Source organism: Rhizobium sp. C104 (assembly GCF_022354505.1).
In the GTDB taxonomy this organism is placed as follows: domain Bacteria; phylum Pseudomonadota; class Alphaproteobacteria; order Rhizobiales; family Rhizobiaceae; genus Rhizobium; species Rhizobium redzepovicii.
The window spans coordinates 131396-145003 of the sequence record NZ_CP092352.1 but is presented as its reverse complement, the minus strand read 5'-3'; the positions used below and the strand labels follow the sequence as shown (position 1 = coordinate 145003).

Genomic DNA, 13608 nt, shown 5'->3' with positions numbered 1-13608 from the left:
CCCTCCATGACGCAATGAACACGCGGATGCGACCGAGTTCACGCCTTGAGGACGATCTCGATCACCGGGACGGTAACGTCAGGTCGCCGAACCGGCAGTTCGAGCGTGATCATGCCTTCCGGCACCATCACGCCGATATTGGAATCCACTTCCTTCGTCTGGCTGAGCCAACGCACTTCGCTGGCATCGTGCAGGAACTGCGCATAGGCGATCCTGTCGGCGAGGCCCTCGATATGAATGTGGCGGTAGGGCCAGTTGTAGACATGCAGATAGAGGCGATTGCCGCGCTGGGTATAGCGGCATCCGGCCGGCACCGGCAGTTCCGATGGCCCGGCACCGTAGATGGAGCGGCCGTTGATGGCCATCCAGTTCTGGTAGACCGCAAGCGCATCGACGGCGCGCGCGTCGAAGGTGCCGCGCCCGGTCGGGCCGACATTCATCAGCAGGTTGCCGCCGAGCGCGACGGAATCGATCAGCAGCTGGATGATCTGTTCCGGGCTCTTCCAGCTATCCTCGTCGCGGTGATAGCCCCAGGAGCCGCTGAAGGTGTGGCAGGCTTCCCAGAGCACCCCCTGGCTGGCGATGGCAGGCGCCACGCGCGGCGTATATTGCTCCGGCGTCGTCACATCCGGCAGCTTGCCCGGCGGCAGGTCGAGGCGGTTGTTGACGATGATTTCGGGCTGCAGCTCGCGCACCAGCTCGATCAGCCGCTCGCTTTCCCAATCGGCGCGTCCCTTGCCTGGCAGGCCGTGATATTCGCGGCCGGGATAGCTGAAATCGAACCAGATGATGTCGATGCGGCCGAAACCGGTCAGAAGCTCGCGCACCTGTTCGCGCATATAGGCGGCGTAATTAGCGATGTTGCGGCCGGCGTTCAGCGCCTTGGCGTCGGCATGGTTGCGGAGGGGATGGTGGACGTCGATCGGAAAATCAGGATGGTGCCAATCGAGCAGCGAATAATAAAAGCCGATCTTCAGCCCCTCGGCGCGAAACGCCTCTACCAGCGGCGTCAGCAGATCCCTGCCGCAGGGCGTATTCGTCGCCTTGTAATCGGTAACCTTGCTGTCCCAAAGGCAGAAGCCCTCGTGATGCTTGGTCGTCACCACGACATATTTCATGCCGGCGAGACGCGCCCGGCGGGCCCATTCCTTGGGATCGTAGAGATCGGGATCGAAATTGTCGAAATAGCGCTGGTAATGCTCATCGGTCAGCTCTTCGCGGTTCTTCAACCACTCGTGCCGGGCTCCGAGAGCATAGAGGCCCCAATGGATGAACATGCCAAGGCGATCATGGCTGAACCAGGCGTGCTTGCCCGCCTCTCCCGATACAGAATTTTCCGGCTGGTGTTCCGAACTCGTCACAGGTTTCTCCTCCCTGTTTTCCGGCTCCACACCATATCGAACCGGTTCGGTGACTGAACATCTTCCTTGATGCCCCGCCTGTCAAGCCGATTCCACCACAGCCGCCTATGAAAAGTTTTCCCAGCCATAAAGCGCCATTTCAGAAAAGTCTGTTGCACCGAGAAATAGAAACTGACATAACAAAGCTTTAGAACCGGTTCGATAGACATGACGACCATACGAGATGTCGCGCGCCTCGCGGGAGTTTCGATCTCGACCGTCTCGCTCGCGCTCAACAGCCCGAAGCGGGTCGGCGTCGAGACGCTCGACCGCATCCAGCAGGCGATAAAATCGACCGGTTACCGCATCGATCCGGTGGCCCAGACGCTGGCGCGCGGGCGCAGTTCGCTGATCGGTTTTGTTTCGGCCAATCTCGGCAACATGTTCTTCGGCGATATCCGCCGGGAGATCGAGCATCAGGCGCTCGATCACGGCTATTTCGTCCTGATCGCCGATTCTTCCGGCCGGGCCGAACTCGAACGGGCCTTGCTGGAGCGGATGGAAGCGCAGAAGATCGCCGGCATCGCGCTGGCGACAAACGGCCACGGCGCGGAATACGCGGCGTTCCTGCGCGATTTCAAGACCCCGATCGTGATGTTCGATCAGAAGGTGGAGGGCGCGGCGCGCGATTTCGTCGGCTCCGACAATCCGCTGACGACGACCATTCTGACGGAGCATCTGCTGCAGCTCGGCCACCGGCGCATCGGCTTCATTTCCGGCCCCTCCGGCCTGCATACCGCCGATGAGCGGCTGAAGGGCTTTATGGATACGATGTCCGCCGCCGGCGTGGATATCGACCCCTCGCTGGTGGTCGAAGGCGGCTACACCAGAACCGGCGGCCATGCGCAGGCGATGCGCCTGCTGACGCGGCGCGACCGCCCGACCGCCATCATCGGCGCCAACAACATGATGGGCCTGGCAGCATTGCAGGTGATGCAGGAAATGGGCTTCCGCTGCCCCGACGACGTATCGCTGGCGATGGTCGACGACGTGCCCTGGAGCAACGTCATCACGCCGCGCATCACCATGGTCGTGCAGGATGCGCAGAAGCTCGGCGAACTCGCGGCCCAGCGCCTGCTGGCAAGGATCGCAAGCCCCGAGGCCGCCGCCGAGCCGCCGCAGGATTTTATCCTGACGCCGAGATTCGTGCGCGGGGAGTCGACCAGGCGGCTCTGAGTTCCCTCCCTCGGGCTCTGCTGACTAGGCAAAGGACGAGGTGGGTGCTCAGGCGCTGATACATGCAAGAAGCAGCGTTGCGGCGTGCTGCGAGGCTTGGCCCTTCGGCTGCGCACCTCAGCATGAGGAGCGTCGGATGATGCCGACTAAGGCCAACAAGACGCTCTGCGCCCGGCGACACTCCAGCAAAACAGACAGCGACGATGCCGCTAGTCATTGAAAGATCGGAGGATTTGTCATACATGTGTGATGAATATAGATTCCGCATGCCGCCAATCTTGTCGGCATGCGGATCAAAGCCGGAGCGGGGGTCAAGGCGTGGCTATGCAGGCAAAGGATCGCAGCAGAGGCTCGGGGTCGCTGGTCTCGCAGGTCGGCGAAAGCCTCCGGCAAGCAATCCTCAGCGGCCAGTATGCCGCCGGCGACAAGCTTCCGAGCGAGCATGAACTCACCGAGACGCACAGCGTCAGCCGCACCGTAGTGCGCGAGGCTGTCGCTGCGCTTCGTTCCGATGGACTGGTCGAAGTGCGCCAGGGCGCGGGCATTTTCGTGATCGGCGCCGATCCGTCACTGTCAGGCAGAAAGGTCGACAAGGCCCGCGTCGCCTCCGATCTGGAGGTGCTCGAAATCCGGACGCCTGTCGAAATCGAGGCGGCGGGACTTGCCGCCTTGCGCCGCTCGCCGGCACAAGAGGAGGCGATCTTCGAATGCCACCGGAAAATCCTCCAGCGCATCGAGACCGATCAATCCATCCGCGAGGCGGATCTCGACCTCCATGTCGCGATCGCCGAGGCGACGAACAACCCGCTGTTCAAACACTTCCTGGAATCGCAGGGAACCGTGATCATCCCGCAGTCGCGGCTCGTTCCGGAAACGAGAACCGCCGAGCAGACCGCTTACCGAAAGCTGATCCACAGGGAACACGAAGCGATCGTCATGGCCATCTCCGACAGGGATGATCAGGCCGCGCGCAACGCAATGCGCGAGCATCTGGTCGGCAGCCAGGCCAGATACCGCAACCTGCTGAAGGATCTGCGAAGCTTTACGAGCTGAGGCCTGCCAGAAGCCGGAAATCACCAGCCAACCCGCCATCCGAACGTGGCGTCGGGAACGAACCTGCTGGCCGGTTTGCGCAGCCGCCTTTATTGTGATCGCCTCTGCACCGGCGCGCATCAGCGGGATGCATGGACGGACTGGCTACCCCGTCAGCGGCTGAAAGCTAATTGAAAGCTTCGAGGTCATAGGAAAGGGCAGCATCGTGGAGGAGACACGGTCTAAGTGGCGAGACGACGATGCGGTCACACCACCAGGAGGAGATATCAATGCGTTCTTCACGCAGCCTTTTTCACACCGTCGCTTTTTCCACGCTGCTGACCGCGGCATCCTTTGCTTCAACAGCTGCCCATGCGGCCGACAAGATCACCATCATGGTCGGCGGCTATGAGAAGCAGATCTATCTGCCCGCCAAGCTCGCCGAATCTCTCGGTTACTTCAAGGACGAGGGCCTCGACGTCGAGCTCCTGAACGAAGCTGCCGGCGTCGACGCCGAAAACCAGCTGCTGGCAGGCGCCGTCCAGGGGGTCGTCGGCTTCTACGATCACTGCGTAGACCTGCAGGCTAAGGGCAAATTCGTCGAATCCCTCGTCCAGTTCAGCCAGGCGCCGGGTGAGGTCGAGATGGTCTCGAGCAAGCATCCTGAGATCAAATCGCCGGCCGATTTCAAGGGCAAGACCCTCGGCGTTACCGGCCTCGGCTCGTCCACCAACTTCCTGACGCTCTTCATGGCCTCGAAGGCCGGACTGCAGCCGGGTGACGTCGTCACCGTTCCTGTGGGTGCCGGCGGCACGTTCATCGCCGCCATGCAGCAGGACCAGATCCAGGCCGGCATGACGACGGAGCCGACGATCTCGCGCCTCATCAAAACCGGCGAAGCCAGTGTTCTCGTCGACATGCGGACGGTCGAATCGACCCGAAAGGCGCTCGGCGGCACCTATCCGGCCGCCTCGCTCTACATGGAAACCGCCTGGGTCGACGCGCACAAAGACGAGGCGCAGAAGCTCGCCAACGCCTTCGTCAAAACCCTGCGCTACATCAACACGCATTCCGCAGCCGAGATCGCGGATAAGATGCCGAAGGATTTCTACGTCGGCGACAAGGACGGCTACATCAAGGCTTTGAACGACGGCAAGGGCATGTTCACGCCGGATGGCGTCATGCCCGAAGACGGTCCGAAGACCGTGCTTGCTGTGCTCTCGGAATTCTCCAAGAACGTCAAGGGCAAGCAGATCGACCTCTCCAAGACCTACACGACGGAATTCGTCAAGAACGTCAAGTAAGTCAGTCGCGCCGCTCCCGGCTCCCAAGCGGGAGCGGCCTCCGTTCGATCATGGGCTTTGCGTGCGCGCCCTCAAGCACGCCTCGGGTATTACCATGCAACAGGACAACAAACAGATCCCCGCGATCGAGCTGATCAATGTCAGCCGGCGCTTCGTCTCGCCGACCGGAAAATCACTGACCGCGCTGCGCGATTTCAACATGACGGTCGCCCGCGGTGAGTTCGTCGCCGTCGTCGGCCCCACCGGCTGCGGCAAATCGACGACGCTCAATCTCGTAACGGGCCTGGCACGCCCCTCCGCCGGCGAAGTCCGCCTGATGGGCGGGCCGATCACCGGCATCGATCCGCGGGTCGGCTTCGCCTTCCAGACCGACGCGTTGTTCCCCTGGAAGAACGTCATCGACAACGTCATGGCCGGGCCGCTGTTCCGCGGCAAGTCTCGCACCGAGGCAGAAAAGATGGCCCGCGGCTGGCTGGCGCGCGTCGGCCTGTCGAAGTTTCTCCACCACTATCCCCATCAGCTGTCGGGAGGCATGCGCAAGCGCGTCTCGCTGGCGCAGACCTTCATCAACGAACCGGAAATCCTGCTGATGGACGAGCCCTTCTCGGCGCTCGACGTGCAGACCCGCACCGTCATGCACGAGGAGCTCCTCAAGCTCTGGGCGGAGCGAAAGGCTTCTGTGGTCTTCGTAACCCATGATCTCGAAGAGGCCGTGGCGCTCGCCGACAAGGTTTATGTGCTCACAGCCGGCCCCGCCACGGTTAAGTCGGTCTACACGATCGATCTTCCCCGCCCGCGCGTCGTGTCGGAGATCCGCTACGAGCAGAACTTCATCGATTATTGCAAGACGATCTGGGAGGACCTCCGCGAAGAGGTCGAGACCAGCTACCGCCGCGCAAGCGAAGCGGCTTGAGAGGAGGATATCATGGCACATACCACTTTCGAGGCCGGTTCCGCCGCGCTGTTTCGCCCGGGCACATCAGATGCCGAGATCGAAGCCTCCGCGCTGAAGGCAATACGCCGGCGCAATACGCTCGTGCGTTTCTGGCAGATCGCCATCCTGGTCTTCGTGATCGGCATGTGGGAGCTCTCCTCCAACATGCAGTGGATCGATCCGTTCTTCTACTCAAGCCCGAGCGGCGTTCTTCAGCGTCTCTACGAATGGGCAACCGAGGGCACCACCGAAGGGTCGCTCTGGTATAATCTCTGGGTGACGATGGAGGAGGCGCTGATCGGCTTCTTCGCCGGCTCGATCACCGGCGTCTTCGTCGGCATCGGCCTCGGCCGCAACCGCTTCCTGTCGGACATCTTCTCCGTTTACATCAAGGCGATCAACTCGATCCCCCGCGTGGTGCTTGCCCCGATCTTCATCATGATCATGGGTCTCGGCCTGCCCTCCAAGGTCGCGCTTGCCTTCATCATGGTATTCTTCGTCGTCTTCGCCAACGCCTTTCAGGGTGTACGCGAGGCCGACCGCAACATGATCGCCAATGCCCGCATTCTCGGCGCCTCGGACTGGCAGGTGACCCGCACGGTGGTCATTCCCTCGGCGATGAGCTGGATCTTCGCCAGCCTGCACGTCTCCTTCGGCTTTGCGATCATCGGCGCGATCGTCGGCGAATTCGTCGGCGCGCGCTTCGGCATCGGTCAGCTTATCTCGATCGCCAAGGGCACGTTCGACGCGGCCGGCATGTTCGCGGCGATCCTGCTCGTCATGGTCGTCACGCTCGTTGCCGAATTCATCATGACGGTGATCGAGAACCGCCTGGCGAAATGGCGCCCGCAGCAGCACATGGATACGCAGTAATACGATCGACCTCCTCCCAAGGCAGATCGAAGAGAAGGCCGGGCATCATGCCCGGCCTTCTGCATTTGATGCGCTTCAGGTTCACGTGAGCGGAAGCCGCACGGTCACGACGAGGCCGCCGCCTTCAGCTTCGCCGAGCGAGACTGAACCGCCAGCGCCTTCGACGACTTCCCGGACGATCGCCAGCCCCAAGCCGCTGCCTTCCGCTTCGGTCCCCATGATCCGGTAAAATCGTTCGAAAACCTGTTCGCGCTCCCCGCTCGGAATACCTGGCCCGTTGTCTTCGACGGTTACGATGGCATGCCTATCGGCCTGCCCCACCGCAACAGTCACCCGTCCATTCGCCCGAGTATAGCGGATCGCGTTGTCGACGAGGTTGACCAGCATCTCCCGCAACATCGTCCCGTCGCCTTCGACGATGACGGGGCCGTCCGCTTCCAGACCGACGTCGATGTTGCGCCTCAACGCCTCTTCGGCATGCGCTTCCAAGATCTCGCGGGCGGCCTTGCTGAGGTCGGCCGCATCGCTGCGCGGGCGCCGGCTTCCGGGCTCGGCCCGTGACAAGGTCAGGAGCTGGCTGGCGAGGCGCGATATCTGCCGCGTGCTGGTGCGAAGGGCAAAAAGCGCCTCGTCGCGGCGGGCCGCATCGGCTTCGCGGGCCGCCACGCTTGCCTGGGTCGAAATCAGCGCCAGGGGCGTTCTCAGTTGATGGGCGGCATTCGATACGAACCGCCGCTGCGCGGCCATCTGGCTTTGGACACGCTCCATATAGTCGTTGAGCGCATGAACGAGCGGCTGCAGTTCGCTCTGCACCATCTCGGGCGGCAGCGGATCGAGACGGTTGCGGCCGCGCTGGCGCACGGCGTCCCGCAGTCGGAGAGCCGGGGCGAGGCCGCGTTGGAGCCCGAGGATGGTCACCAGGCTTGCAACGAAGACGAGCACGAACTGCTTGGAGAAGTCCGAAAGCCACAGCTGCCTTCGCATCGCGTACTGGCTGTTATGGGTCACGGCGACAGTGACCGAGATGGTGCCGTCATCAGGAAGACCGACGACGGGATGGTCGAGCATCATGACGCGCACATTGGCGCCATGGAATGCGCGATCCTCACCTACCCGTTGGACAGTCGGCAACGGCAAATCGGGAAAGCCGCTCACCAGACTGCCCCAGGCGGTGATCACCTGATAGGAGACCCGGTCACCGAAACCCGTATCGAACATCTCGAGCGCTGCCGGCGGCACGTCCACCTGAACATTGCCGCCCTCGTCGACGCGGACGGCCTCGGCGATGACGCGGGCCGAGGCCAGAAGCGTTCGATCCGTCACCAGCTTCGCCGTCGCATCCGCCGTCCAGAAGCTGTCGTAAAGATTGAAGCCGATCGCGCCGAGAAGGGTCAGCAGTACCCAGCAGAGCAACTGTACTCTCAGGCTCCGGCTGAGCCGCGCAATCGTCGCGCCGGCCTTTATGACGATGCTATTCGACATGTCTGAGGAGATAACCGAGCCCGCGCAGCGTCGCGATTTGAACCGAGCTGCTTTCGAGCTTCTTTCTGAGCCGGTGGACGTAGATTTCGATGGCGCTCGGATCCGCCTCGTCGTCGAAACCGAACACGCTTTCGGAAAGAGCGGCTTTCGACACCGTGTTGCCCAGCTTCATGACGAGCTGTTCAAGAACGGCATATTCTCGCGGCGTCAGCTGCAGCAGCTCGTCCGCGACGAAAAACTGCCGCGTTCCGCCGGAAAAACGCAGGTTGCCGACGGTGATCTCGGACGATGCGCGATCCTGTCCGCGGCGCACCACCGCGCGGATTCTCGCTTCGAGCTCGGCAATTTCGAAGGGCTTGGCGAGATAGTCGTCGGCGCCACTGTCGAGCCCCGCCACACGGCCGTCCAAGCTTGCATTCGCGGTCAGGATGATCACCGGAAGCTTGTTTCCCGACTGCCTTAGCCGCTTCAAAAGCGTCAATCCGTCAAGCTTGGGCAGCGCAAGGTCGAGGATCATCGCCGAATACTCGGCCACCTTGAGCATATGCTCGGCATCCTCGCCGTCATGGGCGATATCGATAGCATATTGCGCCTGCCGCAGGGCTTTGCCCAGCCAGGCCGCCAGATCCTTGTTGTCCTCCACCACAAGCAGTCTCATCCATCCCCCTTAGCACGGGCAGACGGTCTGGCGGAAGCGCGACACGGGTGGTTCTAGGCGTGCTCGGCCTCGCCCTCGACGGCAACGGCTGCGAAGTTCCGGTCTCCGGCCATCGGCACCTCCGTTCCCCAGATTTCGATCTGCGTCAGCGCCGGAAAGGGCGAGCCGTCCTCCGCCTTGATCAGGCGGTGCAGCTCCACCCATTCGACGATGCAGGGTTCTATGGAAAAGCCTTGCGCAGCACCGGACTTCACCAGCGGAAAGGAGCAGCTCCCGCCGTTCGAGAAGGTGACGCTGGCTTTCTCCCACCAGGAATCATGCGGGAAGTCCGCCCGGAGGTAGAAGACAATCTCATCGATGCGGACGGGCCGGCCGAATTCCACCGTCAGCGCGGCTTCAGGATCTCGATTGATGCCCCAGCTGGTATAGGGCCAAAAGCCATGATCGTCGTTGGCCTTTTCGCCATCGATGGCGTTGCGCGCGGCAAAGACGGCCTCACCCCGGGTTTCGACATTCGCGCGCGCATGCGGAAACAGCGTCCGATTGGCGTGATCGTCCCAGGGGTTCAGGGCGAGATTACGCCGCTGGGCAATCTCGTCGGGCCGCGCGCTTCGGACCGAAAGCCGATGAATATCGCCCCTGAAGGCGTTCGGCGAATAGGGTTTACGCTTGTCGCCGAACGGCACGGCGAGGCAATAATCGCATCCCTTCATATAGACCGGGCCGGGTTGATTCGCGCTGTCCAGCGCCAGAAAGATATGTCCGGGTTCGGACGCCTCCACGACTACGCAGTCGCCCTCGCGATAGCTCTGCCGATAGACCAGAAACGTCTCGCCCTGCCCCGTGGCGCTTGCCAGCACGAAGCCATCGGCATCCATGATCTTCAGCGTCAATTCCATGCTCGCCCTCCTCAGGCTAGACGATCCGCAATCTCAGAAGCTTGCCGGCAAACGGCAGGCGCAGCCGGTAGAGCTTCTCGGGCCAGGCCGCTTTCAGCCTGATGTCATCAACGTCGATCTCGTCGATCTCGATCGACCCGGCGCCATCGACGGAAATGCTGCCGAGATCGGCGAGATTGATCCGGCCGGGGGCAACGGTCGGCGCCACACATGTCATCAGCGACAGGACGGCCGGCTTGCCGCCGTCATAGGTATCGACGATCTCGACATGGCGACCCCGTTTCAGGGAGACCGTGCGCCGATAGCTGCGCACATTCGCTTCCGGGGGATAGGCGCCTGATATATCGAGAGAGATGCGCGCCTCGCTGTCGCCGAAATCGAAATCGACATCGCCGGCGCCGAAGGCTTCGCCGGCGGACTGCATGACGCCTTCGAAGGTCGGCAGATTGTGATAGGCCGATTGCATCGTCCATATTTCGTAACGCCGCGGCGAAAAGGTTTTTGCCGTGTAGGTCTCGACGCCGACGTCGATCAGGAAGGGTCGGCCGTTCTTGTAGAGCGTGAGGCTGCCGACATCGTTGTGATTGTGGCCTTCGCCGTTGTTGCCGGCCTTGACCGCGAGCGAAAATTGCCCGTCGCGGGCGATGAACAGGCCGATGCCGGGATAAAAGATATCCCGGCCGGATGCCGGCTGCGGTTCGGCGGCGGGGATCGTATGACCGACCAGCAGCTCCTGAACGCGGTACCAGAGGTTCCATTCGCCGGGCAGGTGCGGGGTCTCGGCTGCCGCCCGGTCGGCTGCGGCGAACGTCGCCAGCATCTCCGAACCAACAGACTTGCCGAACAGGTATTCCCGTAGGCTGCAAGGCTCGACCACCGCGGAGGAATCCGCGAAGTTGAAATAATGGCGGCCGGCAACATGCATGTTGGCGATGTATTCGGCCATATTGCGGATCTTCGGCTGCTGCCAGATCCCGTCGAACAGGCCGGGCGCCACGCTATCGAGCACGGTCAGCGCGCCGTTCAGGCAGAGTGCGGCATGGCGATAATAGACGACGCCCTCTTCGCAGGCCCCGTCCTCGGCATAATCCTTAAGGAATGCATCGAGACTGCCGAGCGCTTTTTCGACCACGGCGCGGCGTGTAGGCTTGTCGGTCTTGAGCGAGAAGGTGGTTAAAAGAACATTCTGGGTAATCCAGGCCGTCCAATTGTTCATCCGCTCCTCGCCGCTGCCCATCCACCAGAAATGCCGGCCGAGATAGGGTGTCAGGATGCGGGTCTCGATCTCGCGTTCCACACGCGCCGCAATCTCCGCGCTGATGCCGTCGAGCGCATCGCCGAGCAGGGCGACGATCGTCGCCAGAAGGGCTGCCGTTTCGGCCGCGAAGAGATCGACAACCGGCTGCGAAGTGTCGGGAAGCGGCAAACGCGGGCCGCCGCGCCCATAGGCATTATGCGCCGGAAGCTGCCAGCCGCTCTCCTCGGCAATCAGGAAGATGCCGTCGACGATCTTCGGCAGGAACCGCCCCCCCGCTTCCAAGAGTTCGGCTAGCACAAGATCATTGAGCATCCGCCGACGGGTGAAATAAAGCGCCTCGAAGTGCGAGCGGTTGCCGGTCTGCGTGTACTCCCGGTAATCGGAGGCAGTGATGAGAGGCCAGGCGCGCGCAAATGTGGCTTCGGCATCGCGCACGACCACATCCCGCGCAGTCTGCGGCACCGCGTTCCATCTCTCACGGTCGGAGTAGGTAGATCCCGGCGTGAAATCGCCGAGGACGTCCGGCAGCTTCTCTGAAATCTCGCTGAACATGTCCCTCCCCGCATTGGAAAAGCCTCGATGGCGGCATCGGCCTGATGCTCACCTATCATATGTTTTTGGCGCTCGCCATAAAATTTGTATGATCTATTCAGAACTTGTTTGACCAATACCGGAGATGTGCTATGTCCTTGGCAGGAGGAAGAACAGGCGGCGCCCGCGCGCCCAAACGGCTCTGGATTGAAGTTGGAGAATCCTGGAAGCCGCCAGCCGCAGAATGCCCGTCCAGGAGGAAGCATCGGTGTCCATATCGAATTCGGTCATCTCTAGGGATGGCGCCCCGGCCGTGGCCCGCCGGAAGGTCACCGTCCTGTCCAAGCGCCAGCGCAAGGTCCGCAATGCGCTCGTCGCCTATTCGTTCATCGCGCCGAACTTCCTCGGCTTCGCCGTCTTCACGCTCGGCCCGATCCTCTTCGCCTTCGCGCTTGCCTTCATGCATTGGGACGGCTCGAACGCGATCACCTTCGCAGGCCTCGACAACTTCTGGCGGCTCTTCGAGGACAAGGCCTTCATCGCGGCGTTCTGGAACACGATCATCTACACGGCTGCCTCGGTGCCGGCGACGCTCCTTTGCGCGCTCGGTCTCGCCGTTCTTCTCAACCAGAAGATCGTGGGACGGAATTTCTTCCGCACGGCAATGTTCTTCCCCTATGTCGCCTCGCTGGTCGCCGTCGCCGTCGTCTGGAACATGATCTTCAACCCCGAGATGGGGCCGGTGAACATGATCCTTTACACGCTCGGCCTTGACCCCAAGAACATGCCAGGATGGTCGGCCGACCGCCACTGGGCGATGGTGACGGTGATCCTCTTCGGCATCTGGAAGAACATGGGCTATTACATGGTCATCTATCTGGCCGGCCTGCAGGGCATCAATTCGGAGCTCTATGAGGCCGCCGATCTCGATGGCGCCAATTCCTGGCAGAAGTTCATCCATGTCACGGTGCCGCAGCTCGGGCCAACGACCTTCTTCGTCACCGTCATGCTGACGATCCAGTCCTTCAAGGTGTTCGACCAGATCTACATGATCACCCAGGGCGGACCCGGCACCTCGACGCTCGTCCTCGTCTACCACATCTACAACGAGGCCTTCATTTCCTGGGATCTCGGCTATTCCAGCATGGTTGCGCTCGTTCTGTTCTTCCTCGTGCTCGCCGTCACCGTCTTCCAGTTCCGGCGCCAGAGGGAGGATGGTGAATGAGGATCGCAGGACGCAAGGTGACCCTCAAATCGGTCCTCCTCTATGCGATCGTCATCACGGTGACGGTTGTCATGCTGATGCCCTTCGCCTGGATGCTCTCGGCATCCCTGAAGCTCAGCCGCGACGTCTTCGCCTTCCCGATCGAGTGGATACCGTCCGAGCCGCAATGGCATAACTACGTCGATATCTGGACGAAGATCCCGCTTGCGCTCTTCATCTACAACACCTCGAAGCTGACGATCATCGTCACGCTGCTGCAACTTTTGACCTCCAGCTTTGCCGCCTACGCCTTCGCCAAGCTGAATTTCCCCTACAAGAACACCCTGTTCCTCGGCTACATCGCCACCATCGCCATGCCCTGGCAGGTCTATATGGTGCCGCAATTCCTGCTGATGCGCGAATTCGGCCTCAACAACACCCATCTGGCACTGATCTGCCTGCAGGCTTTCACCGCCTTCGGCGTCTTCCTGATGCGGCAGTTCTACATGTCGATCCCGACCGAGCTCTGCGAGGCGGCCCGCATCGACGGCATGAACGAGTACCAGATCTGGGCGCGCATCATGCTGCCGCTGTCGAAGCCCGCGCTCTCGACACTGACGATCTTCACCTTCGTCACCACCTGGAACGATTTTCTCGGGCCGATGATCTACCTGACCAAGACCGAGCTGAAGACCGTCCAGATCGGCCTTCGCATGTTCATCTCGCAATATTCGGCCGAATACGGGCTCATCATGGCGGCCTCTGTCGTCGCCCTCATTCCGGTTCTCGTCGTCTTCCTCTCTCTCCAGCGCTTCTTCGTCGAGGGTATCGCCTCGACCGGACTGAAGGGTTAAATC

General features: G+C 61.7%; 12 protein-coding genes. 7 read left to right on the top strand and 5 right to left on the bottom strand.

Features of this window, described 5'->3' with window-relative positions:
• Positions 1-38: 38 nt before the first annotated feature.
• A complete protein-coding gene (locus MF410_RS28835; protein WP_097628097.1) occupies positions 39-1361 on the bottom strand; it encodes an alpha-L-fucosidase in 1323 nt (440 codons plus the stop codon).
• 207 nt (positions 1362-1568) lie between these two features.
• On the opposite strand from MF410_RS28835, the gene MF410_RS28830 reads away from it, so the two are divergent.
• From MF410_RS28830 to MF410_RS28810, 5 genes are all read left to right on the top strand, one after another.
• Complete coding sequence (locus tag MF410_RS28830) at positions 1569-2576, top strand: LacI family DNA-binding transcriptional regulator (protein WP_131710486.1); 1008 nt, start codon at positions 1569-1571, stop codon at positions 2574-2576.
• 324 nt (positions 2577-2900) lie between these two features.
• Positions 2901-3629 carry a FadR/GntR family transcriptional regulator gene (locus tag MF410_RS28825; protein WP_097628100.1) on the top strand — a complete coding sequence of 243 codons (729 nt, stop codon included), beginning with the start codon at positions 2901-2903 and terminating at the stop codon, positions 3627-3629.
• 269 nt (positions 3630-3898) lie between these two features.
• Positions 3899-4912 (top strand): ABC transporter substrate-binding protein, encoded by a 1014-nt coding sequence (locus MF410_RS28820; RefSeq protein ID WP_097628101.1) that lies wholly within the window; start codon positions 3899-3901, stop codon positions 4910-4912.
• A 94-nt stretch (positions 4913-5006) separates the two neighbouring features.
• Complete coding sequence (locus tag MF410_RS28815) at positions 5007-5825, top strand: ABC transporter ATP-binding protein (protein ID WP_097628102.1); 819 nt, start codon at positions 5007-5009, stop codon at positions 5823-5825.
• A gap of 12 nt (positions 5826-5837) precedes the next feature.
• Positions 5838-6719 (top strand): ABC transporter permease, encoded by an 882-nt coding sequence (locus tag MF410_RS28810; protein WP_097628103.1) that lies wholly within the window; start codon positions 5838-5840, stop codon positions 6717-6719.
• An 81-nt stretch (positions 6720-6800) separates the two neighbouring features.
• On the opposite strand, the gene MF410_RS28805 is transcribed toward MF410_RS28810, so the two are convergent.
• Genes MF410_RS28805 through MF410_RS28790 form a run of 4 tightly spaced genes read right to left on the bottom strand, consistent with a single transcriptional unit; the run spans position 6801 to position 11568 of the window.
• A complete protein-coding gene (locus tag MF410_RS28805; RefSeq protein ID WP_097628104.1) occupies positions 6801-8201 on the bottom strand; it encodes a sensor histidine kinase in 1401 nt (466 codons plus the stop codon).
• Complete coding sequence (locus MF410_RS28800; protein WP_097628105.1) at positions 8191-8859, bottom strand: response regulator; 669 nt, start codon at positions 8857-8859, stop codon at positions 8191-8193. Before MF410_RS28800 ends, MF410_RS28805 begins: the two co-directional genes overlap by 11 nt.
• Before the next feature lie 53 nt (positions 8860-8912).
• Positions 8913-9758, bottom strand: coding sequence for a carbohydrate-binding protein (locus tag MF410_RS28795; protein WP_097628106.1), 846 nt, complete (start codon positions 9756-9758; stop codon positions 8913-8915).
• A gap of 16 nt (positions 9759-9774) precedes the next feature.
• Positions 9775-11568 carry a heparinase II/III family protein gene (locus tag MF410_RS28790; RefSeq protein WP_097628107.1) on the bottom strand — a complete coding sequence of 598 codons (1794 nt, stop codon included), beginning with the start codon at positions 11566-11568 and terminating at the stop codon, positions 9775-9777.
• A 223-nt stretch (positions 11569-11791) separates the two neighbouring features.
• On the opposite strand from MF410_RS28790, the gene MF410_RS28785 reads away from it, so the two are divergent.
• Positions 11792-12772, top strand: coding sequence for a sugar ABC transporter permease (locus tag MF410_RS28785; protein ID WP_210295846.1), 981 nt, complete (start codon positions 11792-11794; stop codon positions 12770-12772).
• Positions 12769-13605, top strand: a complete 837-nt coding sequence (locus tag MF410_RS28780) for a carbohydrate ABC transporter permease (protein WP_097628108.1) — start codon at positions 12769-12771, stop codon at positions 13603-13605. The genes MF410_RS28785 and MF410_RS28780 overlap by 4 nt, the downstream gene beginning before the upstream one ends.
• Positions 13606-13608: the final 3 nt, after the last annotated feature.